General features: G+C 63.0%; 19 protein-coding genes and 2 pseudogenes. 10 read left to right on the forward strand and 11 right to left on the reverse strand.

Features of this window, described 5'->3' with window-relative positions; translation table 11 throughout:
• Window positions 1–42: 42 nt before the first annotated feature.
• The 3 genes from ACFVJ3_RS26835 to ACFVJ3_RS26845 form a co-directional block, all read right to left on the reverse strand.
• Window positions 43–1,206 (reverse strand): iron-containing alcohol dehydrogenase family protein, encoded by a 1,164-nt coding sequence (locus ACFVJ3_RS26835; protein WP_378454945.1) that lies wholly within the window; start codon window positions 1,204–1,206, stop codon window positions 43–45.
• 132 nt (window positions 1,207–1,338) lie between these two features.
• Complete coding sequence (locus ACFVJ3_RS26840; protein WP_378454946.1) at window positions 1,339–2,715, reverse strand: MFS transporter; 1,377 nt, start codon at window positions 2,713–2,715, stop codon at window positions 1,339–1,341.
• A gap of 54 nt (window positions 2,716–2,769) precedes the next feature.
• Window positions 2,770–3,138: a MarR family winged helix-turn-helix transcriptional regulator gene (locus tag ACFVJ3_RS26845; RefSeq protein WP_378454947.1), complete on the reverse strand. Its 369-nt coding sequence runs from the start codon at window positions 3,136–3,138 to the stop codon at window positions 2,770–2,772.
• 572 nt (window positions 3,139–3,710) lie between these two features.
• Between ACFVJ3_RS26845 and ACFVJ3_RS26850 the strand changes: the two genes are divergently transcribed.
• From ACFVJ3_RS26850 to ACFVJ3_RS26890, 9 genes and pseudogenes are all read left to right on the forward strand, one after another.
• On the forward strand, window positions 3,711–4,616 hold the full coding sequence (locus ACFVJ3_RS26850) for a transcriptional regulator (protein ID WP_378454948.1): 906 nt from the start codon (window positions 3,711–3,713) through the stop codon (window positions 4,614–4,616).
• A gap of 484 nt (window positions 4,617–5,100) precedes the next feature.
• Complete coding sequence (locus ACFVJ3_RS26855; protein ID WP_378454949.1) at window positions 5,101–6,525, forward strand: ABC transporter substrate-binding protein; 1,425 nt, start codon at window positions 5,101–5,103, stop codon at window positions 6,523–6,525.
• 58 nt (window positions 6,526–6,583) lie between these two features.
• Window positions 6,584–7,528, forward strand: coding sequence for an ABC transporter permease (locus ACFVJ3_RS26860; protein ID WP_378454950.1), 945 nt, complete (start codon window positions 6,584–6,586; stop codon window positions 7,526–7,528).
• A complete protein-coding gene (locus ACFVJ3_RS26865; protein WP_378454951.1) occupies window positions 7,525–8,427 on the forward strand; it encodes an ABC transporter permease in 903 nt (300 codons plus the stop codon). Before ACFVJ3_RS26860 ends, ACFVJ3_RS26865 begins: the two co-directional genes overlap by 4 nt.
• A 2-nt stretch (window positions 8,428–8,429) precedes the next feature.
• On the forward strand, window positions 8,430–9,461 hold the full coding sequence (locus ACFVJ3_RS26870; RefSeq protein ID WP_378454952.1) for an ABC transporter ATP-binding protein: 1,032 nt from the start codon (window positions 8,430–8,432) through the stop codon (window positions 9,459–9,461).
• Complete coding sequence (locus tag ACFVJ3_RS26875; protein WP_378454976.1) at window positions 9,461–10,492, forward strand: ABC transporter ATP-binding protein; 1,032 nt, start codon at window positions 9,461–9,463, stop codon at window positions 10,490–10,492. Before ACFVJ3_RS26870 ends, ACFVJ3_RS26875 begins: the two co-directional genes overlap by 1 nt.
• Window positions 10,493–10,593: 101 nt before the next feature.
• On the forward strand, window positions 10,594–11,913 hold the full coding sequence (locus ACFVJ3_RS26880) for an MFS transporter (RefSeq protein ID WP_378454977.1): 1,320 nt from the start codon (window positions 10,594–10,596) through the stop codon (window positions 11,911–11,913).
• A complete protein-coding gene (locus ACFVJ3_RS26885; RefSeq protein ID WP_378454953.1) occupies window positions 11,828–13,351 on the forward strand; it encodes an MmgE/PrpD family protein in 1,524 nt (507 codons plus the stop codon). The genes ACFVJ3_RS26880 and ACFVJ3_RS26885 overlap by 86 nt, the downstream gene beginning before the upstream one ends.
• A gap of 194 nt (window positions 13,352–13,545) precedes the next feature.
• Window positions 13,546–13,704: pseudogene (locus tag ACFVJ3_RS26890) on the forward strand (acetyl-CoA C-acyltransferase); the annotation flags it as partial.
• 51 nt (window positions 13,705–13,755) lie between these two features.
• On the opposite strand, the gene ACFVJ3_RS26895 reads toward ACFVJ3_RS26890, so the two are convergent.
• From ACFVJ3_RS26895 to ACFVJ3_RS26905, 3 genes and pseudogenes are all read right to left on the reverse strand, one after another.
• Window positions 13,756–14,655: an IS110 family transposase gene (locus ACFVJ3_RS26895; RefSeq protein ID WP_378454978.1), complete on the reverse strand. Its 900-nt coding sequence runs from the start codon at window positions 14,653–14,655 to the stop codon at window positions 13,756–13,758.
• A gap of 3 nt (window positions 14,656–14,658) precedes the next feature.
• Window positions 14,659–14,817 carry a hypothetical protein gene (locus tag ACFVJ3_RS26900; protein WP_378454954.1) on the reverse strand — a complete coding sequence of 53 codons (159 nt, stop codon included), beginning with the start codon at window positions 14,815–14,817 and terminating at the stop codon, window positions 14,659–14,661.
• Between the two features lie 182 nt (window positions 14,818–14,999).
• A pseudogene (locus tag ACFVJ3_RS26905) lies at window positions 15,000–15,271 on the reverse strand (IS701 family transposase); the annotation flags it as partial.
• Window positions 15,272–15,772: 501 nt separating this feature from the next.
• Here ACFVJ3_RS26905 and ACFVJ3_RS26910 point away from each other — a divergent pair.
• The gene (locus ACFVJ3_RS26910) at window positions 15,773–16,465 is read left to right on the forward strand and encodes a GntR family transcriptional regulator (RefSeq protein ID WP_378454955.1); all 693 of its coding nucleotides are present in this window, start codon (window positions 15,773–15,775) and stop codon (window positions 16,463–16,465) included.
• 582 nt (window positions 16,466–17,047) lie between these two features.
• On the opposite strand, the gene ACFVJ3_RS26915 is transcribed toward ACFVJ3_RS26910, so the two are convergent.
• From ACFVJ3_RS26915 to ACFVJ3_RS26935, 5 genes are all read right to left on the reverse strand, one after another.
• Complete coding sequence (locus ACFVJ3_RS26915; protein ID WP_378454956.1) at window positions 17,048–18,115, reverse strand: ABC transporter substrate-binding protein; 1,068 nt, start codon at window positions 18,113–18,115, stop codon at window positions 17,048–17,050.
• A gap of 59 nt (window positions 18,116–18,174) precedes the next feature.
• The gene (locus ACFVJ3_RS26920; protein WP_378454957.1) at window positions 18,175–19,365 is read right to left on the reverse strand and encodes an ABC transporter ATP-binding protein; all 1,191 of its coding nucleotides are present in this window, start codon (window positions 19,363–19,365) and stop codon (window positions 18,175–18,177) included.
• Complete coding sequence (locus ACFVJ3_RS26925; RefSeq protein ID WP_378454958.1) at window positions 19,362–21,074, reverse strand: ABC transporter permease; 1,713 nt, start codon at window positions 21,072–21,074, stop codon at window positions 19,362–19,364. The genes ACFVJ3_RS26920 and ACFVJ3_RS26925 overlap by 4 nt, the downstream gene beginning before the upstream one ends.
• 771 nt (window positions 21,075–21,845) lie before the next feature.
• Window positions 21,846–22,409 carry a nuclear transport factor 2 family protein gene (locus tag ACFVJ3_RS26930; protein WP_378454959.1) on the reverse strand — a complete coding sequence of 188 codons (564 nt, stop codon included), beginning with the start codon at window positions 22,407–22,409 and terminating at the stop codon, window positions 21,846–21,848.
• A gap of 166 nt (window positions 22,410–22,575) precedes the next feature.
• Entirely contained in the window at window positions 22,576–23,862 is a 1,287-nt protein-coding gene (locus ACFVJ3_RS26935) for an MFS transporter (RefSeq protein ID WP_378454960.1), read from the reverse strand.
• Window positions 23,863–24,230: the final 368 nt, after the last annotated feature.

Genomic DNA, 24,230 nt, shown 5'->3' on the forward strand with positions numbered 1-24,230 from the left:
CCTGAACCGGGCCACACGCAGGCGAAACGTAACGAGCTTGCGTTACCAGGCTTGATCGAGAATGCTGCGCAGCCCGTCGCGATCAGCAGGACGCGGGACCGCGGTGACGGCCCAGTCGTGCAGCGTGTGCTCGACAATGTCCGGCAGGTCGGCCTGCTCGATGCCGATATCGCGAAGCCGTAGCGGAATTCGAGCAGAGGTCAACACCGCTTCGATCGCGGTGATGGCATCGGCCGGTGAATCGGTTCCCGGCGCACCCAGCAGACGCGCGATCCGAGTGAGGGCTTCGTCGGTCACGCCGAGATTGAAACGCATCGTGTGCGGCAACAGAAGGGCTTCGACGACGCCGTTGCCCACCGTCGACCGCGGCCCCACCGCATGTGAAAGTGCTTGCGCCAAGCCCGTTCCGGCGTGATCGCTGCCCTGCCCCGCGAGGAGCGCGCCGAACATCAACTGGACGGCGGTCTCGGCGTCGGGCCGGTCGCCGACACGGCCCAGCCACGTCGTCAAAACGGTCAATGCGTGGCCGAGCAGTGCTTCGGCCAGCGGGTTCCCGCCCGTCGACTGCATCCCGTCCACTGCCAACGCGAGGGCGTTGAGCGACGACGAACGTATCAGCGGCGCCGGCGCGGTCAATGCCACCACCGGGTCGAACACGACACCCGTCGCGCGCGCCTTCGGATCGAACAGCGCCAGCCTCTCGCCTGTCGCGGGATCCCGTACTGCGGCGCCGGCCTTGGCGTAGGCGGTCGTCGGCGTGGACGGGACGACCCACATCGGAACCTTCGGGGCAGACAGGCGTGGACTGATCATCCGGCCGTCGTCCGCCCGCCGGGTGCACAGGTCGCGGGCATCTCCGTTCTCACCCGCCAGAATCACCGCCGCCCGCGCGGTGACGACCGCGGAGCCGCCGCCCAGCGCCACGACTGCAGTGGCCCCGGAGTCGATCAGCACATCGCGTGCCTTCTCCACAGACGGCAGCGGGCTGTGCTCGCGCACCTCGCTGAAGCGCGCAACCAACCGTTCCCCGATGGCCGATTCCACGCGACGAAGCGCCTCGTCGTGAGCCAGCATCGAGGCGCCACAGACCAGCATCACGCGGTGAGGGCCGGGACGGTCGAGTTCTTTCGACAGCAGGTCGAGGGCGTTCTCACCCGAGTAGGTGCGAGACGCCGGGGTCGTGTGCCGCACGGCCAACACGGTCATGGGGAGCCTTCCGGGGTCGGTGAGTTCTAGATGTCTTCTCCGTCCCGAGCGTAGCGGCATTGTTCTTATATAGGAACCCTAGGTCGTATATGCAACCATATTGATGGTTGGCGGCAGTGCAGAAAGGAGGAGCTACCCCGAGCGTGGTCGAGAATCGACTCTTTCCACCTCGACCTTCGGACCCATGTTGCGCGAGAGCGCGACCCCGACAACCAGCACGAACGCTGTTGCGGCAATGAACCAACCCATTCGATGCAGTCCGGCGTCGTCGATCTCGTGACCGGCAGTCACCTGAAGCGCCACCACCGAGAGGTTGGCTCCGATGAACGCCATCGTGCGGAACATGCCGATCGCAGTGCCGACCTCCTCGACCGAGGTCACCGAATTGACCAGGCTCTGATTGCCAATATTGTTGAACCCGTTGGGAATGCCCAGCACCGCAGCGACAAGCAACAGGACCAGTACGGGCGCTGTCGAACGCTCGACGGAGGCAATCAGAAGGCCCCCGAGCAACAGAGCCACCGTGCCGACCAGAAGGGTCGCCCGAGCCCCCGCCCTCCGGTAGAGACGAGACCCGATGATCGTCGAGAAGACGCTCACCCCCGCGACCGGCAGCATCGTCAGGCCGGCCTCGATCGCACTCATCCCCCGCACATACTGCAGCCACTGCGGAATGCCGAAGAACACGCAGTAGAAGCAGGTGTAGGTGATCATCGTCCGAATCAGAGTGTTACTGAGCGCGCGGTTGCGCACCAAGGCGCGAACATCGAAGAAGGGTTCGGGCGCTCGCCACTCCCACCACACGAACAGGGCGAGGCCGATTCCGGCCACGGGCAGCAGCCACCACGACGGACGATCTCGAAGCGAGACGAGCAGCAACATCAACGAGGTGATCGTGACGAGGAACACCGCAATGCCGACCACATCGAGCGCATGGAGGGCCACGCGTACCGACGCCGGGCGTCCGCCGGCGAACCCGACATCCGCACGCATCACGGCAACAGCGCTGAGCACCACGACCGGGAGGTTCACCCACAGGATGGACTGCCATCCGAACGTACCCACGAGCAAGCCGCCGATCGTGGGCCCGAGCGCAGCAACGGACTGACCGCACACCACCAGGGTGGTGAGCGCTGTGCGCGATTGTCGACCGTACCGCTCCGCATAGCTGCGGATCATCGTCATGGCGTTGGGCATGTGCGCCGAAATCCCGATGCCGAGAAGAACATACGCGGCGATCAGCCATCCCACATCCGGGGCCAGCATTCCCACGATCGAGCCGACAGCGACCAGAACCAGGCCACCGACGAATACACGGCGCGCTCCGAACAGTGCACCCATGCGGCCCGCCGTCGGCGCACCCACCGCTGTGGTGATGTACATCGCCGAGATGACCCAGGAGACCCCCGAGGCGGACCCGAATTGTGCAGCAATGCCGACGATGGCAACGGCGATCATCGACGAGTTCAGCGGCTGCAGAACGCTACCGGTCGCGAGCGCACCGCTCACACGGAACGGGATCGGCCTGGCCTTCCGACGCAGCAGTCCGACTGCCGACAGCGGTCACGACCGCCCCTCCCGCGGCCGGGCCTGGCCAGGAACCTCCGCGAGGCGGGCCAGCAGGCCTCCCGCGAGGAACAGCAGTTCCCGCTCGACATCGGTACATCGTTCCTCGATCGCGGCCGCCAGCCACTCACTACGCCTGCCCCGATCCGCCGTGAGAGTACTGACACCCAGCTCCGTGATCGAAATAAGCTGCGAACGAGCATCTTTCGGATCGCCCGAACGAGTGACCATCCCCTTGATCTCCAAGGAGCAGACCGTCCGGGCGATGGTCTGCGGGGCGACCTGCTCCAGGTCCGCAAGAGCGCGTGCGCTCAACGGCCCCGACCGGTCCAGATGCGACAGAGCCTGCATCTGCGTCGGAGTCATCAGATGCCCTGAGCTGTTACTTCGAATTTTGCGGTTGAAGAGAACAACGTGCCCCCTCAGCCGATCGACACGTTCATCCACGAGACTTCACCCACCAAACTAGACAGTAGTGCTGTTTTAATCCGGAAGCAGATTCGCTATCTCGGCAGTTAATGGTCGAATCATACACAGCATTACTGTCTAATCTGGCGTATGTAACCAATCCAGCAAGTACATGCAGGCCCGATCCGGCCTTATCGGTTGCGCGTCCGAAATCCGCCAAGAGGATGTCTTCCTGGTGGTGAACGCGATGGGGACCGATACCTAGTCAACGCCATTGGACGCGCGAGCGAACGTGGCTGCAAGTGTCGGCTATTACGTGTACTGGTAGTTCCTTCTTCACGCGCAGGACGCGATCTACCGTCACGACATGGACAACCAGCTCGAGGTGCGCGAGTTCCTCCGCACGCGGCGCGGGCGGATCGGCCCGACCCAGGCCGGCCTCGCCACCGGTACCGGGCATCGCCGAGCACCGGGACTCCGGCGCGAGAGTCGCGCTGCTGGCTGGGATCAGCATCAACTATTACGCCCGGATGGAACATGGCAACCTGGCCGGTGTCTCCGATGACGTCCTCGACAGCCTGTCCCGGGTTCTGCAACTCGCCGAAACGCGGCACCTCTACGACCTCACCCGCACCGCGCAGCCGCAGCCGATCCGGCGATGTAAACGTAGCGACGACCAGGAAGCCCGACCGACCCTCCAACGTTTCCTCGACGCAATCACGGGCACCCACCTGGGTGCGCAACCAGCGCATGGATTCATCGCTGCCAACCACCTCGGACTCGCGCTGCTGGCACCGCTGCTGGCCGATCCGGTAAACCAGGGCAACAATGCCCGTTTCGTCTTCCTCAACCCCGCCGCCCGCATCGACTATCCTGTTTGGGAACGCGGAGCCGATGACATAGTCGCGAACCTGCGCACCTATGCGGGACGCAATCCACTCGACAAGGGTCTGACCGATCTCATCGGCGAGCTCGTTACCCGCAGCGACGATTTCCGGATCCGCTGGTCAGCCAGCAAAGCCCGCTTCCACCGGAGCGGAGTCGAACGCATCCACCACCCCGAGATCGGTGAACTCGAATTCGCCTACGAAGCAATGGAACTCCTTCACAGTTCCGGATGGACGATGTTCGCCTACACCACTGAATCCGAGTCGCCGACTGAAGAGAGTGTCAAGCTCCTCGGCAGCCTTACCGCAACCCGGAAAACGTTGGAGCCGACGCACTCTGAGCACGCGAAGAGGGCGTGCGGATCGACGCGGTACGCGAACCGAGTTCGGGCCGGGAACCGCGAACGTCACTTCGAGGAAACCGTGCCACCCAGGAAAGGATCCCACCGGTCACAACAGGGTGAAGATGCCCCACGACAGCAGCGGTCCGATGATCACCATCGAAAGGCCCCACGGTGCGAGCCTCCGAAACAGTGCGGCGCGCTCTGACGAGCGCGGGTCTCTTACGAACAGGCTGGCCCGAGTGGACAGGCCCGCAATTCGAAAAAGACCCGCTCTCGTTTCTCGTCGGGCAGCTGCGACGCCTTCCCGGCTGGCGCCAGCCGGCCCCGGCGCCACGGGATTCGGCTTGCTGCAGGTCGTCGTCGTAGCTCCAGCACGGCGCGGAATCGAGGTCCCGTCGCTAGCCGCTTGATCGGTCGGTGCCCCCAACCACACTGAGCACCCTCAGTGATCGTTGACACAGCACATTCTACGCCACTACCATCCTATTACCGAACTTTAGTTCGTATATACGATTGCGAGGACAACAATGAAGCGGCGTCTCAAACTGGCCACTACTGCTGGCGTCATACTTCTGACGACATCGTGCGGAATTATGTCGTCGGACGGCCCGCCGAGCGTCGCTCTGGCAGAAGCAGTGCCATGCCCGCCATCAGCTCAGGGTGCCGACGAGACCGGCACATTCAAGTGGATGTACAGCACCGACAGCACAAGTTTCGACCCGGACCGCATTACGGCGACGCACAGCTTGATGTACCTGTTCCCGCTCTACGACACCCTCGTTCGCATCAACGCAGAGGGCGAACCCGAGCCCATGCTCGCCCGCTCCTGGACCGTGGCCGAGGACTCGAAGTCGCTCGACATGAACCTCATCGATGGATACACGTACCACGACGGCGCACCGTTCGACGCGCAATCGGTCGTAGCGAACATCGAGAGGCACAGAGCACCCGGCACGTACAACACCAGGGCTCTCGATATCGTCGATAGCGTCGAAGCCGTCGACTCCAACACGGTCCGATTCAATGTCAGCCGTGGCGCTGGCGCTTTGATCGGCATCCTCGGCGGTTCCGCCGGCATGATGATGAGCCCGCTGGTGATGGACGACGAGAATCAGTCCTTCGCGCCGACCGGAGGGTCAGGCGCCTACCGGATCTCGAACTACCTTTCGGGCAGCCGGGTCGAATACACAGCAGTCGACAACTACTGGGATCCTTCGTCGCAGGGTGCTCGCGAGATGGACTTCATCATTTCTGGTGACGACAACGCTCGACTGAATGCGATCACGACAGAGGCCGCGGACGCAACGTTCATCCGCGACAACATGTACGACGCCACGGTCAAAGCGGGCTTGGTTACCTGCCAGGACGACGGAGGCGTGACTTCGTGGAACATCAGCCTGAACACTCAACTCTCCCACTTCGGAGACAAGCGCGTTCGCGAGGCGATCAATTACGCGATCGACAGAGTTGCGCTCGGAGCCGTCCAGAACAACTTCTGCAAGCCGGCATCCCAACTGTTTCCCGAGTCGTACTTCGCATCGTCGAAGAACATCACGCCCGAGTCGTACGGATACAACCCCGACAAGGCACGTGAACTATTGGCCGAGGCCGGACTTGCCGATGGATTCGACTTCGAACTGGAAGTCATGAACCAGGGATCAACCTATCTCGGTGCTGCCGAGGTGGTTCAGGCCAACCTGGCCGACGTCGGGATCAACATGCGGGTCCAACCTGTCGATCCAGGAACCCTGGCCGAGGACTTCAGTGTGAACAAGACGGCGGAGGCCGTCCTGTCATCCCAGCAGGGTGAGTCCGACCCCAGTGTGACCACCGGAAAATTCTACTTGCCTAACGGATTCAACAATCCAGGCGGATGGGGAACAGACAGGATCACCGAACTTCACCAACAAGCGATGGATCTCGTCTCCACCGAGGACAGGGCGGCCGCCTACACCGAATTGATGGATACCGTCCACGAGGAAGTCGCTCCTCAGATCACTTTGTGCCATCCGATCGGAGTCTTCGCCATGAACGACCGAGTGAAAGGCGTCGAAATCTACGCACTCGGCAACCGCCTGTTCCGTGGCGTGGGCGTGACACCGTCGACCAACTGACGCGCCCGGTACCAGGACGCAGTGCTCACCGCTCCTGATCAATCAGCCTGGAGGACCCGTGCTTTCCCTACTGTCGCGCCGACTGGCGTATACCGTTCCACTACTTCTCGTGGTCAGCTTGCTGATCTTCACTCTGATCGTGCTGGTCCCCGGTGATCCCGCCGTCTCTCTGGCCGGGCAGAACCCGACCGCCGCACAGATAGACGAGGTGCGAACGCAACTCGGCCTGAACGATCCGTTCCTCGTTCAGTACTGGGGGTGGCTCACCGACGCGGTCACCGGAGACCTGGGGAGCTCGCTCTACAGCAACGAGTCGGTCGGTGCCGCAATCGCTACCCGACTCCCGGCAACGCTGTCGTTGGCACTGGTGGCCATCACGATGGGTCTCCTTCTAGGCGTCTCCGTCGGCTTGGTCGCCGGACTGCGCCAGGGCACGTGGATCGACCGCGTCGCCACGTTCACCGCGAGCCTCGGCGTTGCCGTTCCCTACTTCTGGGTTGGCATGATGCTCGTTCTCTTCTTCGCGATCGAGAACCCGATCTTACCTGCGGTGGGATACGCCCCACTGGGTGACGGATTCGGGGCCTGGTTCAGCCACGTTGTGCTTCCGGCTTCTGCGCTGGCGATCGCACCGGCCGCGGTAATCGCACGACAGACACGTGCTGCCGTCGCCGGCGTGATGTCCGAGGACTACATCCGAACCGGAGAAGCCAAGGGACTATCACGACTGCAGATCGTGGGCAAACACGCCCTCAAGAACGCTGGACTGCCGATCGCGACGGTTTTCGGCATCGAGGTCAACCGACTCATCGGCGGAACGATCGTCATCGAGCAGTTGTTCGCCATTCCAGGTCTAGGACAGTTGGGCTACCAGGCGGTGTTCAGTCGTGACTTCCCCATGGTTCAGGGCGTTCTACTGGTCACCGCAATATTCATCCTGTTGATCAATCTCCTGGTCGACGTTTCCTACGGATACTTCAACCCCCGGGTGAGGCAAGCATGACAGTCATCGACCGTACCGCCCCGGTGACAGCAACCCCCGCGGTACCGAAGCGTTTCGCAGGCTTGAAAAGGTTCTGGCGACGATTTCGCTCCAACCGGGTCGCGCTCGCCGCTGCGATCGTTCTCCTCTTACTGGGGATCGCATCGATCGCGGCGCCACTGATCGCCCCCTACGGGCCCAACCAGCTCGATGTGTTCGATCGGTTGTCCGGTCCTTCGACCGAACACTGGCTCGGCACCGACAGTCTGGGACGAGATACGTTTTCGCGCCTGCTCTATGCCGGCCGAGTTTCCCTGACTGCCGCGACGTTCGCCGTCGCGATCGCAGGCATCATCGGCATCCCCACCGGGCTGCTGGCAGGATACTTCGGTGGCCGCATGGATTGGCTTCTCAGCCGAACCGCCGACGTTCTGATGACGTTCCCAGCGATGATCCTGGCAATCGCAGTGATCGCAGCCACCGGCCCGGGTCTGGTCAACGCCATGATCGCCCTGGGGATTTCATACGCACCCAGGCTGTTTCGCATTGTCAGAAGCTCCACACTGGCGGTACGGCAACAGACCTACGTCGAGGCGTCGATCAGTATCGGCACTCCCACGCGCAGCATTCTCACGCGTCGCATTCTCCCGAACGTGATGTCACCACTTCTCGTGCAGATTTCGCTGCTGATGGCCGCGGCACTACTTGCCGAGGCCGCCCTGAGTCTTCTCGGATTGGGCGTCGTACCACCAACTCCGAGCTGGGGAAGCATGCTTGGCCGGGGCTTCAACGACATCAGCACGACGCCGCTACTGACAATCGTTCCCGGCGTCGCGATTGCCATCACCACCCTGTCGTTCAACCTCATCGGCGACGGCTTACGTGACGCACTCGGCCGCGAGATTCGAAAGGGTAAATGACGATGAACGTACAAGCCGCTGAGGTCGCGGCATCCGACCGGTCGACAACCGCGCCGTTGCTGCAGATCGAAAACCTGAAAGTCGATTTCGCCACGGAGCACGGGTGGCACACCGTCGTAAACGGGGTCTCCTTCGCCATCAATGCAGACGAGATCGTGGGTCTGGTGGGGGAATCCGGATCCGGCAAGACCGTCACCGGCCTGTCCGTACTGGGCCTCATACCCACGCCGCCCGGCCGGATCACAGGCGGTCGCATCATGTTCGAAGGAGAGGACCTCACCAAGGCCAGCACCTCGCACATGCGTCACATCAGAGGCGACGCGATCTCGATGGTGTTCCAGGAACCCATGACGAGCCTCAACCCTGCATTCACCATCGGCGATCAGATCGCCGAGACCTACCGCCAACACCGCGGCGGATCGCGCAAGGCAGCAAAGAAGCGTGCGGTCGAAGTCCTCGATCTGGTGGGTATACCGAATGCGGTGCAGCGGCTCTGCGACTACCCCCACGAATTCTCCGGCGGCATGCGTCAACGGGTGATGATCGCTATGGCACTCGTCTGCGAACCGCGACTGCTGATCGCCGACGAGCCCACCACCGCACTCGATGTCACCGTGCAGGCCCAGATCCTCGACCTCCTGCGGGATCTCCGGTCCGAAACCGGCATGGGTGTCGTGTTCGTCACCCACGACCTCGGAGTCGTCGCAGAGACGTGCGACCGAGTGATTGTGATGTATGCCGGTGAAGTCATCGAAACGGCTTCCACTAGAAATATTTTCACGAGGCCCCGACATCCGTACACCGAAGGACTGATCACCGCGATGCCACAGCTGGGTGACCAGCATGGAAAACTTGCAACGATTCCGGGATCCACGCCGGAACCGTGGGCGATGCCACCCGGATGCCGATTCGAACCTCGATGCAAGCACAGCGTCGCGGCGTGTCAGGAGCACACAATGCGATTGCGCGACAACGGATCCGGATCCGCGGCATGCATTCGTGTCGACGAACTTCACCTGCAAGGAGCTCGATGATGAAGCATTCAAGTCCCGATGCCCTCGTCTCAGTCAAGGACCTCAACCTGTCGTTTCGCAAGCGACAGCTGTTCAGGCCCACGCGAGAAGTGCGCGCGATCAACAATGCGAGTTTCGACATCGGACACGGAGAGACCCTCGGCCTCGTAGGCGAATCCGGTTCCGGAAAATCCACCACAGGCAGGGCGCTGCTCGGGTTGCTCCCCGTCGACAGCGGCGAGATCTTCGTCGACGGTCACGATGTTCGAGCTGCTCACGGGCGCGCCATGCGGGACCTGCGGCCACATATGCAGATGGTGTTCCAAGATCCGTATTCCTCGTTGGATCCGTCCGCCACGATCGGGGCGAGCATCAGCGAGCCGCTCAGAGTGCACCGTGGCATGTCGCAACGGCAGGCGTGGTCCACCGTGAGCGAGCTCCTCGACGTGGTAGGTCTACGCCCGAGTCATGCCACACGATTCCCGTATGAATTCTCCGGCGGCCAGCGACAACGTGTCGCGATCGCCCGCGCATTGGCGTTGCGCCCCAAATTGATCGTGTGCGACGAGGCGGTCTCTGCTCTCGACGTCTCCACACAGAATCAGGTCATCAACCTGCTTGAGGATCTGCGCGAAGATTTCGGACTCTCCTACCTGTTCATCGCGCACGACCTCGCTGTGGTCCGGCACATCGCCGACCGCGTGGCCGTCATGTACCTGGGTCACATCGTGGAATCCGGTCCGGTGGAAAGTGTCTACATCAATCCGAAGCATCCGTACACGCAGGCGCTTCTCTCGGCTATCCCGATGCCTGATCCGGACAGGACCAAGAAGGCGAAACGTACCGTCCTCAAGGGTGATCTTCCCGATCCCGCGTCGCCGCCTCCGGGATGCCCATTCCAGACGCGATGCCCGGACGTCATGGACATCTGCCGCCGCGACAAGCCTGTAGCCAGGCGCGACGAAGGCAGTGTCGATGTGGCATGCCATTTGTACTCAGCGGAGAAACCCGAGAAGCCGATGGTCGGCGCGCCTGCATTAAGCAGGATGTGACGGGCACGGAGGATCACCCGACGCGGCTACGGCAGTGCAAATCTTCGGTAGCCGCTGAGACCGACGGGCTGGCGTGGATGACAACAGACGATGGAGCGAATATGGAAGCTGGGGTGGGAAAGTCGACGAACCAACGCCGCCGAGGGGCATTCCGGCTGCTCCTCGATCCCAACTTCGGCAGCTTCTTCTGGGGCAAGCTGGCAACTGCGAGTGCGGTTTACCTACACTCCGTCGTCGCCGCCATCGTGACATTCGAGGCGACCGGCTCGGCATTGGCGGTCGCGCTGGTGACAGTCGCTCAGTTTGCCCCCCAGCTTCTGCTGGCGCCGCTCGCAGGCTCGCGGGCCGACAAGGGCAATCTGATCCGGCAGATCATCATAGGTCGACTCGTCTGTGCGATCGGATCCGCCGCACTGGCGGGCGTACTGCTTTCACCGATGGAACCCACCGGCTGGTCCTTTGCGTGGGTGGTCATCGCAACATCGGTTGTCACGGGTCTCGGATTGGTGACCGGCGGTCCGGCGATGCAGGCCGTCACGCCGCATCTCGTCCGTCCCGTGGAGCTGCCGACGGCCATGACATTGAATACCGCTCCGATGACGATGGGCAGGGTGATCGGACCGGCTTCGGGTGCACTGATGGTCCACTTCTCCGATCCCGCATGGGCGTTCGTCGCGGCTACGACTGGGCACCTGCTGTTCGTCGCGATCTTGCCCTTCATCAAGATTCCTCGTGCGTGCGAGCCCCGTCCCAGTCCGCGGAACTCGTCGATGCGAGCGGCACTGCGCGTGGTCGCGCGCGACCGTCCCCTCATGTTGCTGCTACTCGCCGTGGCAACACTCGGATTCGCGTGCGAACCGTTCACGACACTAGCGCCCATTCTCGCAGACAGGCTGGGGGGCGGTTCGAGTTCGGTGGGTGCGATGACTGCCGGGTTCGGTGCCGGCGCCGTCGTGGGCGTTATTGCGAGTTCGTGGATGGGTCCACGACTTCCGCACGAACGGGTGTGCAGCGGCGGAATCGCATCGATGACCATCGGCTTGGGCGCTTGCGCTGCAGCCCCCAATGTGGGAGCAGCAGTCGCAGCGAATGCCGTGGCTGGCTTTGGGTTGATCGTCGGAAGCGCAGCCGCCAGCACCATGATTCAGGTACGAATACGTGACGACATGCGTGGTCGCGTCATGGCGCTGTGGTTGATGGGATTCGTCGGGTCACGCCCGATCGCAGCTCTTGTGACGGGCTCGATTGCGGATCTCACGTCGCCTCAATTGTCGCTATCGATAGTTTCACTGTGCGCTTTGATAATTGGAATAGTTTGCAGACCGAGTAAATTGCGTGACAACCATCGCCGCACGCAGTGTGGCGGCCGAGATCGACCCCGACACCGAGAAGAAGGAACAATACATGAGTCAGCATTCTGATGGGGCCAAGGACAAATTGGACCTGGCGTCCACTTTCGCCGACTTCATATCCGGACTGTCCGTGGCCAAGCTCGACGCAGTTGTCGTCGACGCGGTCAAGGCGAACATTCTCGACACCCTTGCCTGCGCGGTCTCCGGATCCACGGCACCGGCCGTGGATGTGGTGCGAGACATCGTCGACGAGTGGGGCGGGGCGCCACAAGCGGACGCGTGGGTCTTCGGTGGACGCTATCCAGCACACCACGCCGCCTGGCTCAACAGTGCTATGGCGCACGCACGCGACTACGACGACACACACGATGCTGCAATTCTCCACGCGGGCATATCCTCCGTCCCCGCAGCGTTGGCCTCTGCTCAGCTCAACAACGATGCCACCGGTGAAGACGTCCTGTCGGCCGTTGCCGCAGGACTGGAGATCACCTGCAGACTGGGTACCGCGATCCGGGTCGACATCGTCGAATCCGGGTTCATTTACTCGTCATTACTCGGATACTTCGGAGCCGCTGCCGCGGCGAGCCGTGCTCTGAGGCTGTCCGCAGAGCAGACCTGGGACGCACTGGGCATCGTCTACAGTTCGGTCGCCGGCAACCATCAGGTCACTCGCGACGCATCCCTGATGAAGCGGTTGCAACCCGGCCTCGCGGCACAAGCCGGCGTCGTCGCAGCACAATTGGCGAAGCGTGGCATCAGGGGCCCCAGAAACATCTTCGAGGGAGCCGACGGATTCTTCAGGATCTATCTCCAGGATCGCGTCGACGTGACAACTGCGAAAGACGGCCTGGGCACACGCTTCGAGATGCTCAATCTGAGCTACAAGCCGTACCCGTGTTGCCGAGACACTCATTCCGCCGTCGATGCAGCACTCGAAATCCGCAACCGCACGGGTCGGTCCGCAGACGAGATCGCGTCGATCAAGGTCGGTGTCACCGGGCCTGGTTATCAAATGGTCTGCGTGCCTGAAGAAGTACGCCGAGCGCCCAAGACCATCGTCGAAGCTCAGTTCAGCATTCCCTACACCGTCGCTGCCGCGTGGGTCGACAACGGCTTGAGCATCGAGAACTTCTCCGTCGACGGAATCGGCCGTGAAGAAGTGCTCGCTCTCACCCGCAAAGTGGTGCCATTCGTCGAGGAGGATATCGATCGCGACTGGCATCGCTTCGTGACACCCGCGCTGGTAATAGTGGAGTTCACGGACGGGTCCGTTGTGGAGTCACGAATCGATTACCCGAAGGGCCACCCCAAGAACCCCATGACGTCGACTGAAATCACTTCGAAGACGGCGGACTGTGTGGCGTTTGCGGCGAAGCCGCTGAACGCCCACACACCTGCGAGGCTCAAGGAGCTGGTGGAAAGTCTGGATTCAGGCGCTACGATCGACGAACTGGTACGTACGCTCCTGGCCGTTACGCACGAGCCAGAAGCGTCTGGGACGGCGTAGAAGAATGTCCTCCGTTCTCAGCGTTCTTCCGACTCGCCCGTAATTCGACCGACTGAATGGTCGAGCACATGGTCGACTCGGCCCCCACTCGCAACAAGGAGACCGCGTTGCACACCACGTGCAGCGCGGTCCCGCCGTCGCCGTAGGCGGCGACAGCGACGCACGAAAGGTAATAGAACGTGACCGAGACCGTGATGATTGCCGGGGCACGCACCCCGATCGGAAAACTGGCCGATACACTGGCATCGCTGAGCGCAGTCCAATTGGGCGCGCACGCCATCCGCGGGTCACTCGACCGAGCCGGCGTCGACGCCTCGACCGTGGATGAGGTACTGACGGGCAACGTTGTCCAGGCGGGTAGTGACCCTAGCCCGCCAGGTGGCCCGGGGGTGCCTCTCTGTTTGTCAAGCCGCGCTTGCGGGTTCTCTCTCGTGTTGTCGGTGGCTGCGTTCTTCGTCGGCGAGCATGATGCGCCAGACGTGATCGGACAGGTGCCGTTTGAGCCTGCGGGTCGCGGCACGGGGGCTCTTGCCCTCGGCGATTTTCTTGTCGTAGTAGGCGCGCCCGGCGCTGTCCGGCATCCGGATCTGCACCATCGCGACGGTGTAGAGCGCGCTGTTGAGTTGCCGGTCCCCGTACCGGGACAGTCGGTGGCGGTCGGTGTCGGCGCTGGCGATCTGCACCGGTGCCGATCCGTTGTAGTTCGCGTAGGCCGCGGCGGTCGGGAACCGGCTGGCTCGTCCGGTTCGGCCGATCAGGCGTGCGGCGGTCACCGGACCGATCCCGTCGACCTCGCGTAGGCGGGTGCCGTGCTCGTCGAGCGCCCGGGTCATCTGCTTCTCGTTCGCCGCGAGCTGGTCGTCGAGGCGGCGGATGTCGGCGATCAGGTCCCGACACAGCCCGACAACGATCCGATCGACGTCGCTGCGGGGACGGAAGCCTCGCAGCAGTGCCGTGGCCGCGGGCGCGGTCAGCGAGGTCGGGGCGCCGCCGGCGAGCAGCTGCCGCAGCAACGCGTGCAGCTGATTGGCGAGACGAGTTCGACTGTTACACATGTTGGTTCGACGCTCGTCGAGCAGCGCCAGGATATCGGTCGGGCCCTCGGGGTCGACCGGGCGGGCGTCGCCCTGTAGGGCGGCGACGCATGCGGCCGCTGCGGCGTCGATGCGGTCGTTCTTCCGTCGGCCGCCGCGGGAGAGTTGCCGGATCCGGGCGGTGGAGGTGGTCGGAACGTCGAGGACGAGTTCGTCGAGGACCAGTAGCCACTGTACGAGGTGATGTCCGAGTCCCTCGGCGTTCTCGATCGCCTACTTGCGCGTGGGCCAGGCCTTGGCCCACGCGATCAGCGTCTTGTAGCCGGTGCGGGTGGCGTCGATGCGGATCGACCCGAGGTCGGTGTTGGTGGCCGGGTCGACCGCGGTCGCGGTGTGGGTGGACTTGTGGGGATCGATACCGATGACGATCATGGAAGACGGTTCCCTTCTCTAATGAGTGTTAGCGGGTCCGGCTTCTGGCAGGCTTGCTACCGGTAGCGGCCCGTGGGTGAGCACTTTCCCCTCTCTGGACTTCGAGTCCTGTTGACAGATCGTCGCCCCCACCGGTCGGCCGGGAGGATAGATCGCTGATGGGATGTCGTGCCCGCTCGCTATATCAACACGCCGGCCGGGTCGCCGAGGCGTTCGACCACGTAGTCACGCACATCGTCGCGCACCCCGTCGCCCGCCGCAGCAGACGTTGCATCCCATCCGGGCTCATTTCACCGGCCCGCTCGGCGAGGGTCCACCCGTTCTTGCGTTCCAGACCCGCGACCAGACCCGTCACATATTCACGGACTCGGGTACGCGGTTCCGACCGGGCGAACCGGCCGGATATCCGCTCATGCAACGCTTCCAACTCGGCAGCAACCAGATCAAGGACCACACAATCAGTATCGTCTACCTGTCAAGCAAGTGCCGTTGCAGTATTAGGGCGATACGGCCGGGAAGATCCCGACCACATCGGTTCTCCTGCGGATTTCCTCACTGGGGCGCTACTGCGGATTACTGCACCAGATCTGCGTTCAGTCTGCTTTTGAAATGTGTTGAACACCAACAGGATACGGTGCCAGGGCGGTCGGCGACCCCGGCGGCGAGCTCGCCCTCAGCGGAGTCTGCGGCACCCTCCCGGACCACAACGTCTCGTCACACACTCGCCTACGTCCGGCTCCACGCATTCCTCGACACCCACTCCGGCGTTGCGTTCCGGGAGTACCAGCTCCGACGCCCTGATCGACCACCATCCGCGGCATGCGGCTTGTATGATCTCGAGAACCAGGGCAGCGAAGGCGACCGCGCACCCGATGTGACCCAGACGGAACACAAGACAATACCTATCGAATGGTATATTATGTCAAGTTCCAAAACCCGGAAGGCGCCCCTGACGATGCCCCTCAATGACAGGTCGAGACGACAACAACTTCCCGAGGAAGTGGCGACGTATGTCCGCGAGATGATCATCTCAGGAGAGGTGCGCGAGGGCGACTTCCTCCGCATCGAGCGGATCGCCGAGGCTGTCGGTGTCAGCACCACGCCGGTCCGGGAGGGCCTGCTCGCGCTGCGCAGTGAGGGATTCGTCGAGATGGTCCCCCGGCGCGGTTTCGTTGTAGCCGCGTTCACGAAGCAGGATGTCCACGATCTCTTCTGGGCGCAGGCCCAGCTGGCCGGCGAGCTGGCCGCCCGCGCCGCGCGGATCATCACCTCCCACCAGATCACCGAGTTGGAGACGATCCTCCACGACCACGAGACTGCGATCGCCGAGGGCGACGAGGACCGTATCGCCTCCCTCGGGCACGCATTTCACCGCAAGATCAACCTGTCCGCGGACTCGCCGAGGCTTGCCCGCCTCCTCGGCTCCCTCGTCACGAACCTTCCGAACCGGTTCTACGCCAGCATCGAGGGCCATCTCACCACGACGCAGGACGAGCACCCCCTCCTCCTCGACGCCTTGCGGAAGCACGCCCCCAAGAAAGCCAGAACTCTGATGGAATCGCACATCATGGACGGCGCAGATCACCTGATCGAGGACCTCGATCAGCGCGGGCTGTGGAAGACCGACGCCGAGACCGGTGCTCGCTGACCCGCGCGGGCGGACTGCCCGATCCTGTGCGGGCATCGGTCGCGGGTCGCCTTCGGGTGTGCTTCGTTGCCCGAGGTATCGAGACCGGACCACCCACTACCCGGGTGGAGCGACCGGGAGTGGGAGGAGCCCAGTCGCCGCCTCTTCGGGACCGCCGCGGGAGCCGATCAGCAAGCGAACCTTCCTGCTCGCGGCCGCGAGCCTCGGACTCAGGTCGGTTCCCCAAGCTACTGACAAAGCCGCCCCTCCTGATCCGGAAGTTTTTCGACGTCCAGGAGGACGAAACGTCCCGTCGCATGTGTCCGGTCAGAGATGCTTTCGGGCGCTTCCTCTGATTTCGGATGGCCTGCGGACGACCGATGCCGTTAGAAACATTTCCTGTCCGACAATCAGCCTGCAACCCGATCACTAATTCCCCGCGCCAATCTCATCGAGTTCGGTTGCCTCCAAAATGGTGGCTGTACAACTCATTTTGCCGGCGAGACCGGATCCAGGAAGGGGTCGAAAGGTCTGCACCAAAACCATGACCGATGACGGAGGTCATTCACTTTCCCAATGAGCGCCGTTCGATCGTGCACCCGCTCAGGACAGGTATTCGTCGACCTTCCGGCTCCATTCCGCGAGCACCTCGGCGGGGTACTTCTCGGATTCAAGCATCTCCATACCCGCCTGCGGGATGACACCGGGAATGTCGGTGCGCCCGGAGATTCCGAGGCCGTCGCCGTTGAGAGCCTGCTGGCCGCGCTGCGACATCATGAAGTCCATGAATACCCGGGCGGCGTTTGAGTGCTCAGAGCCGTCGATTGCAGCTGCACCCCACTCGATTGCATAGGTGTGCGGAGGAACAACGGCATCGACCGGCGCGCCCATCTCTTGGAGATCCTTCACGATCGACGGCGTTGTCGTGTTCGCGACGCCGATCTCGCCGGAGGCAACGGCCTGAGTCATCGGTACGACCGAGGGGTAGAACTTGGGATCTTGCGCCCCCAGCGCGGGAAGGTACGCAGGTCCCATGGTCCTCTCCAGAAAGTCGAGATACCCGGCGTAGGAGGGAGTTACGTCAGATCGGGTACCAAATTTCCCCTTGACCGATGGATCCAGTAGATCGTCCCAGCTGTGAAACCCGTCAGGAAAGAGGTCGGTGTTCCATACGATCATCCCGAACGGATACGCCGACGGGACGACTGCCTTGTCCTTCACCCTCCACGCTTGCGCCGGCCAGCATTCCGCCTCGGGTCCTTTCAGCGCCATTAGATGATCGGCATTCTTGGTGAACCAATTCGGATCGCTGAACAGGAAGACGTCGGCTCCCTTCGATCCGGACTGAATTTCCGCCGAGACTCTGGACGGTAGTTCACCACCACCCCTGAGGACCCGCACTTTGATGTCCGGATATTCACTGTTGAACGCCTCAACCAATCGCACGTTCTGCAGTTCGGGAGCGACAGAATAGAAGTTCACGACACCCTCGTCCGCAGCGCTGTCCATGACCGAATCCCACGATTGGGCTTCGGACGAGGCCGTGGGGTTGTCGGTTCGGCACGCTGCGAGGCCTACAGTCGCAAGCACGATGGCAGTGGCCCCGGCGACCCGCCGGATCCATCGTTTCGCGGTGACACCCGCGTTCGATGTGGAAGGCTGGTTGTTCATCTCTCCGCTGTAGGTGCATCGTCGCCTCGACGACCGGAGCGCACCTGTTCTGTGCGCCATCACGCGACTCCGACCCGCACGTGCTCGGTCGGTACCAATGCCCCGTCCTCGCCGTAGCAATGAGTCGATGCGTGCGGAAGTCCCACGTCGACAGCGCTTCCAATGTGGAAACCGGTTCCGCTGACGGGGATCTCGACGTACAGCACGCTGTCACCGAGTTCGACGATGTACTCGGTTCGGTCGGCGCCGGGAAGGATCTCCACGACCGTGCCGCCGATCAACCAGGTCGTGCCCTCGTCATGCCCGTGTTCGCTCGGTCTCCGCAGTTGCACATGACCGGGCCGAATCCGCATGATGTACTCCCCCGCCAGCGACGGAGCAGCGGAATCGGGGATGCGGCGCCCCGCCATGGAGGCCCCCGATCGGTCGACGACCATCGGAATCGAGTTCCTGGCTCCGAGGAAATCTGCAACCCGCTCGCTTGCCGGATTGCGGTAGACCTCCTGTGGTGCACCGATCTGTTCGATGCGCCCGTCGTTCATCACGGCCACCCGGGTGCCGAGAGACAGCGCTTCCTCCTGGTCGTGGGTGACGTACACGCCGGTGAAGCCCAAGGATCTGTGCAGCCGCCGGAGTTGCGCTCGCATGTCGAGACGAAGGAGCGCGTCGAGGTTACTGAGGGGCTCGTCGAACAGGAGAACGGCCGGCTGTGGGGCGAGCGCACGAGCCAGCGATACGCGCTGTTGCTGACCACCGCTGAGTTCGGGCGGGTAGCGGTCAGCCAGGTGGCCGCACTGCACGATGTCGAGTACCTCCTCGACCCTGCCACCCGCGAGTGCGCTTTTGAGCTTTCGCGCCTTCAGCGGGTAGGCCACATTCTGCGAGACCTTCATGTGGGGCCAGAGGGCGTAGTTCTGGAACACCATACCTACGTTGCGTCGGTTCGGGGGTGTGAAGATTCCCTTCGCCGGATCGGCGACCAGGTCGCCGCCCAGTTCGATCTGTCCCTCGCCCGGTCGTTCCAGGCCGACCAGGCATCGAAGCAAGGTGGTCTTGCCGCATCCGCTGGGGCCGAGGAGGACGAGCAACTCGCCCTTCCGGACTTCGAGGTTGACCTCTTTCAGAACGCGGACGTTCTCGCGTCGCCGTTGGAAACCCTTGCTCAACCCGGAAACGCGCACCTCGACGGTCGGAGCCGAGTGCTTGCGCGCGGGTGCGGTCTTTTCGGTGGTCAATGTGGATTCGTTCACAGTCGCTCCATAGCTTTGGTTCCGCCGAAGGCAAGTGCCGCTACGACGCCGCCTGCGGTGATGACAGTCATGATGAGGGCCACGACAGCCACTCGCGGGTAGGACCCGGTGCTGAACTCCTCGTACAGCACCACCGACATCACGGTGCTTTCCGGTGACCGGAGCAGCAACGAGACACCGAACTCGTGGATGAGCAGAACGAACATCACTGCTGCCGACGCGGCCATTCCTCCCCGGGACAACGGAAAGATGATTCGGGTGAAGGTCCGCAGCGGTCCGGCGCCGCTGACCCGGGATGACTCCATGGTCTGCGGGCCGAGCGCGATCAAGGTCGTCAACTGGTATCGGACGGCATACGGCAGCATGATCGCCACATAGGCGATCAACAGGGCGGTTTTCGTTCCGTACAGTCCGGTGTTCGCCGAGGAGAACGCGAACAGGAAGCCGAATCCGATCAGGGCTGCAGGTACGGCGAGTGGTAGCGCTGCCGCCACGTCCAGCACGAGCGTGACCGGCCGCCAGATGCGGTCCTTGTTCGTGACCGCGAGGGCGACGAGGAGGCCGAGCGGCATCGCCAGAATCACGCCGGCGAGGGTCACGGTGAGGCTGGTGGTGATCGACTCCCGCACCCGGGCGTCGGAGAGCGCCCGGACGAAGTGGGCGGTGGTGAAGTGCTCTCCGCTCAGTTTCCCGGACCAGTACGGGGACAGCGCCACGAAGGCCAGTGCGAGCAGCGGCAGTATCGCCGAGATCGCGACGAAGGCAGCGATGAACGCGGTCGCCGCTGCGGTGGTCCAGCGGCGGGTGGGTGCTTTCGCCATGCTCATCGCGCCTCGGCCCACGTAGCGCTTCTGGTCGCCGAGCAGTCGTCGCTGGACGAACATCAGGAAGAACGCGAGGACCAGCAGCGGGGTGCCCAGCGACGCGACGAGCGCGAAGTGGATCGGATACTCGGTCGTAAGCACGAACATTCTGGTGGTCAGGACGTCGAGCCCTTCCCGCCGGCCCAGGATCAGTGGTCCGGTGAACTGGCCGAGTGCCAGCAGGAACACGACCATCCCCGAGTAGACGAAAACCGGCCGCAGCATCGGCAGGGTGACCGTTCGCAGGATTCGGAGACCGCCGGCGCCGTTCGCTTGGGCAGCGAGACCATAGTCCTCGCCCAGCCCCTGAAGTCCGCTGTAGACGAAGAGGTACACGAACGCGGAGAGGTGGATGCCGGTGTAGACGATGATCCAGAACGGGGTGTAGACGTTGATCGGACCGGACGAATCGTCACCGAAAAATGGGGTCGCTCTGAGCAGTGTGTTGGCATACCCGTTCTCGGGTGAGAAGAGGAACACGAACCCGACGACGTGCGCGACCGCGGGGATGATGATCGGCAGCACCGGGGCGAACGAAAGGGCACTGCGAAGCCTCGGCGGCAGCGAATGGACGGATAACGCCAGCCCCGTGCCGAGCACCAGACCGACGACCGTCGCTCCGACACCGAGATACAGCGTATTGACCAGTACCGATCCCAGACCTCGCATTCCCCCGAGCTCTTTCAGGCCGGCACCGCCATCTGCGAACGCCTTGCCCTGCAGTGGAACGATGGGGATGAGCACCAGGACTGCGACCAGTGCGGTCAGCGCGATCCACGGGCCCTGCCGGCCCAGTTCCCTTCGGTGACGCTGCAACGGAAATGGCGCTGTTGATTGTCCGCTCATGCGGAACTCCTCTGCGTGAACTCGATCACTGATAGTCGATAATATATGCTGCGTCACAGGAGTCGGGCAAGGCTTTACCGAAGATGAGTCGTTTTTGTTTGCGCTCGAGAAAGGGTCAAGAATGCCCACACTGTCGCCGGTCACGACTTCACTTGTCCCGGTCGGTGCGAATACGCACTGGAGTGAAACCCTTTCACCTTCAAGGTGATTGCGAGACGATTGAGCTTTCCTCCGCTGCCATCCACGGCTCCTGCTGGATTCCGCAATGGCGCAGACCACGATTGATTCGACGGACGATCTCGACGACGAGCGGGGATCGCCCGAGGAATGCGGGAGAACTCCTGCCCACCCAGGATTCCACCTCGAGCACCTGGCATCACGCAGGCGCACTGTCATAGCCTGGTTGGCTGGTGCAGGTCGACATCGAGGTGTGCGGGGGTGGCACCGTGGGATTTGTCGGCGCTTACTTGTGTATCGAAAGCGTCCGATTGCCAACTGCGCCTGTGGCGCAAACCTGTTCGGTGGACGGGATTTCCACGCATCGGACGAGACAGGTACGTTGCGCGAGGAGGGGGGCGTTTGAGAGCGCGAGAGTGCCGACGGCCGGCTCCTGACATGGGGGCCGCCTGCCCCCTCGTGCCCGGATCGAATAGCCGCGGACTGCGTATCGACCGTCGACGGATCGCGCCGCGACCGGGCACGGCAGCGTTACCGCCGGCTCCTGTCGCGGCCCGCGCAGATCCGACCGACCGTCGCTCCTCCGGGTAGCGGTCAGGCCCGTCCGGGCAAAGTGGCGTGTTCCGCGTAGAGCGGATCCCCGGCGTTGCGCAGTCCCCAGTACGTACCGTCCGTTCGGATTCCGTTGATCGCCACCGACGTGAAGCGCGCGTCGACGACGACTCGCCGGTTCGCGATCCGCCACGCACCGTCACGACGTTCGAACCTGTCCAGATAGCGACCCCAGGCTTGTCGGCAGAGGGCGTCACCCGGCGACGTGCGGACCGCCGCGTCGCCGGTGGGAGGAATCAGGCGAGAGCTGACGAAGTAGGTCTCCGCCGAGGCGTAGTCTGCCGCGGTTTGCTCGACGAGACTGTTGCCCAGGAAGTGCATCGAGTTGTCGACGCCGGCGAACCGGGCGTCCAGCCACTCGATCAGTCCGTCAATGTTTCCCTGGTACTCCACGTGATCGTCGTGGGCGTCGGGATGGTAGGTCGAGCGGACGAGTTCCCAGTCCCCGCGGTCGACCCCTCGGGCGTACCGACACAACACGTCGTAAATGTCTTGACGGTCAAGGATGCGTTGCAGCGCGGGCGCCGGTATTTCTCTGTCGTTCATGCCATCACTCCTCGGGCGTTGGGCAACATTCTGTCGTTGCTGTGCTGCGATCCGCGCTCACATCGTAGAAACGTCAGCCCCCGATCAACAGACCTTTGTCAGGTTTCCGATCGGCCCGGTGTTACCGAGGCACGCCGCGCCAGGGCCCACCTCCTCGGTGGCCGAGTCAATTCGCGTGCTGGGGCGCTCGGCCGATCATCGCCAGCGGGATCAGGCTGAGCGCGGCGGCCGACGCCACATAGACGGACACCGAGATGGTGGTGTGTGTGGTTTCGAGGAGCGCGACCATGATCAGGGGGGCGAGACCGCCTCCGATGATATTGGCGCCCTGGGTTCCCATGGACGCACCGGCATACCGCACGCTCGGCGGGAACATCTCGGCGAAGAGAGCGACGACCGGTCCTTGCATGGCACCGACGGCAAGCAGCCCGACCAGCGCTGCCAGAACGACCAGCGCGAAGCTGCGGGTCTGCACCAGCGGAAAGATTGCAAATGCCCAGATACCGGTGAAGATCGCACCACCGGCGAAGACCGGACGCCGCCCGACGATGTCTGACAGCCAGGCGAATCCGAGCGTACCGACCGTCCACCCGACCATGGAGATCAACACCGCGGTGAGCAGTGTGCTCTTGCTCATTCCGAGGTCGCGGGTGCCGTAGTCGAGCATTCCCGTGTTGATGACGTAGAAGGCGATGGTGGCGGGTACGAAGGTGCCGGCTGCTAGGAGAAGCTGCCGCGGGCGCCGCAGCACCTCGAAGACCGAGGAACGCTTGACCGTGTGCGACCGCGCCGCCAGAGTGTCATCGGCTTTCTGGAACGCGGGGGTGTCCTCGATGAATCGGTGGATATAGTACGCGATGGGGAACATCATGATGCTGAGCAGAAACGGGACCCGCCATCCCCAGGCGGAGAACTGCTCGGCGTCGAGGACCTGGTTGAGTGCCAGGAACAGCAGGGTGCCGGTGATCATTCCGACCGGGACACCCAATTGTGGGACGGCACCGTAGAGGCCGCGACGGTTCGGCGGCGCGTGTTCGATAGCCATCAGTGCTGCACCGCCCCACTGGCCACCCACTGCGGCGCCTTGGGCACACCGGAGAACCGTCAGGGCGATCGGTGCCGCGACACCAATTGTCGCGTAGGTCGGCAGGGCACCGATGAGGGTGGAGGCGATGGCCATCAGGAGCATGGCGCCGAGGAGTGCCGGTTTGCGGCCGAATTTGTCTCCGAAGTGGCCGAACACCGCTGCCCCGACCGGGCGCGCGGCGAACCCGACAGCGAACGTCGCGAACGAAGCGAGGACACCGGCCGTGGGGTTGATCGACGGAAAGAAGTGACTGTTGAAGATCAGCGAGGCCGCCGTGCCGTAAATCATGAAATCGTAGTACTCGATCGACGATGCCGCGACCGAGGCGGCCAATACCTTGCCGGGCCGTGTGCGGGTTGGCTCCACTGCTCGGGAGGTTAGTCCTGGTGTGCTCACTTTGTGCCTCATCTCCGATGATATGGTCCGCGGCCGGGCTGGTTCAATGCCGAGCGTAGGAAACGGGTCTGTCAATGCTTTGACGCATACGCATGGGCGGTCTGCCAGCGGCGGATGTCGTTCCTCGCCCCAGGTCGATGCTCGGATACCACCTAGTCGGACGGAATTCACCGCTCGTCATACACAGCATCGCCAAAGGTCCGTGGCCTACCTCGATGATATATGATCGATCACATTTGGCAAGAGGTATGACTCCTCCCACTATCCGTCGGCCACAGATACCGGAACCCTCCTCGGGTCGAGACCAACGCGAACTTTAGAATCTGCATTACGCTACG

Source organism: Rhodococcus sp. NPDC127593 (assembly GCF_042671975.1).
Lineage (GTDB): Bacteria > Actinomycetota > Actinomycetes > Mycobacteriales > Mycobacteriaceae > Rhodococcus_F.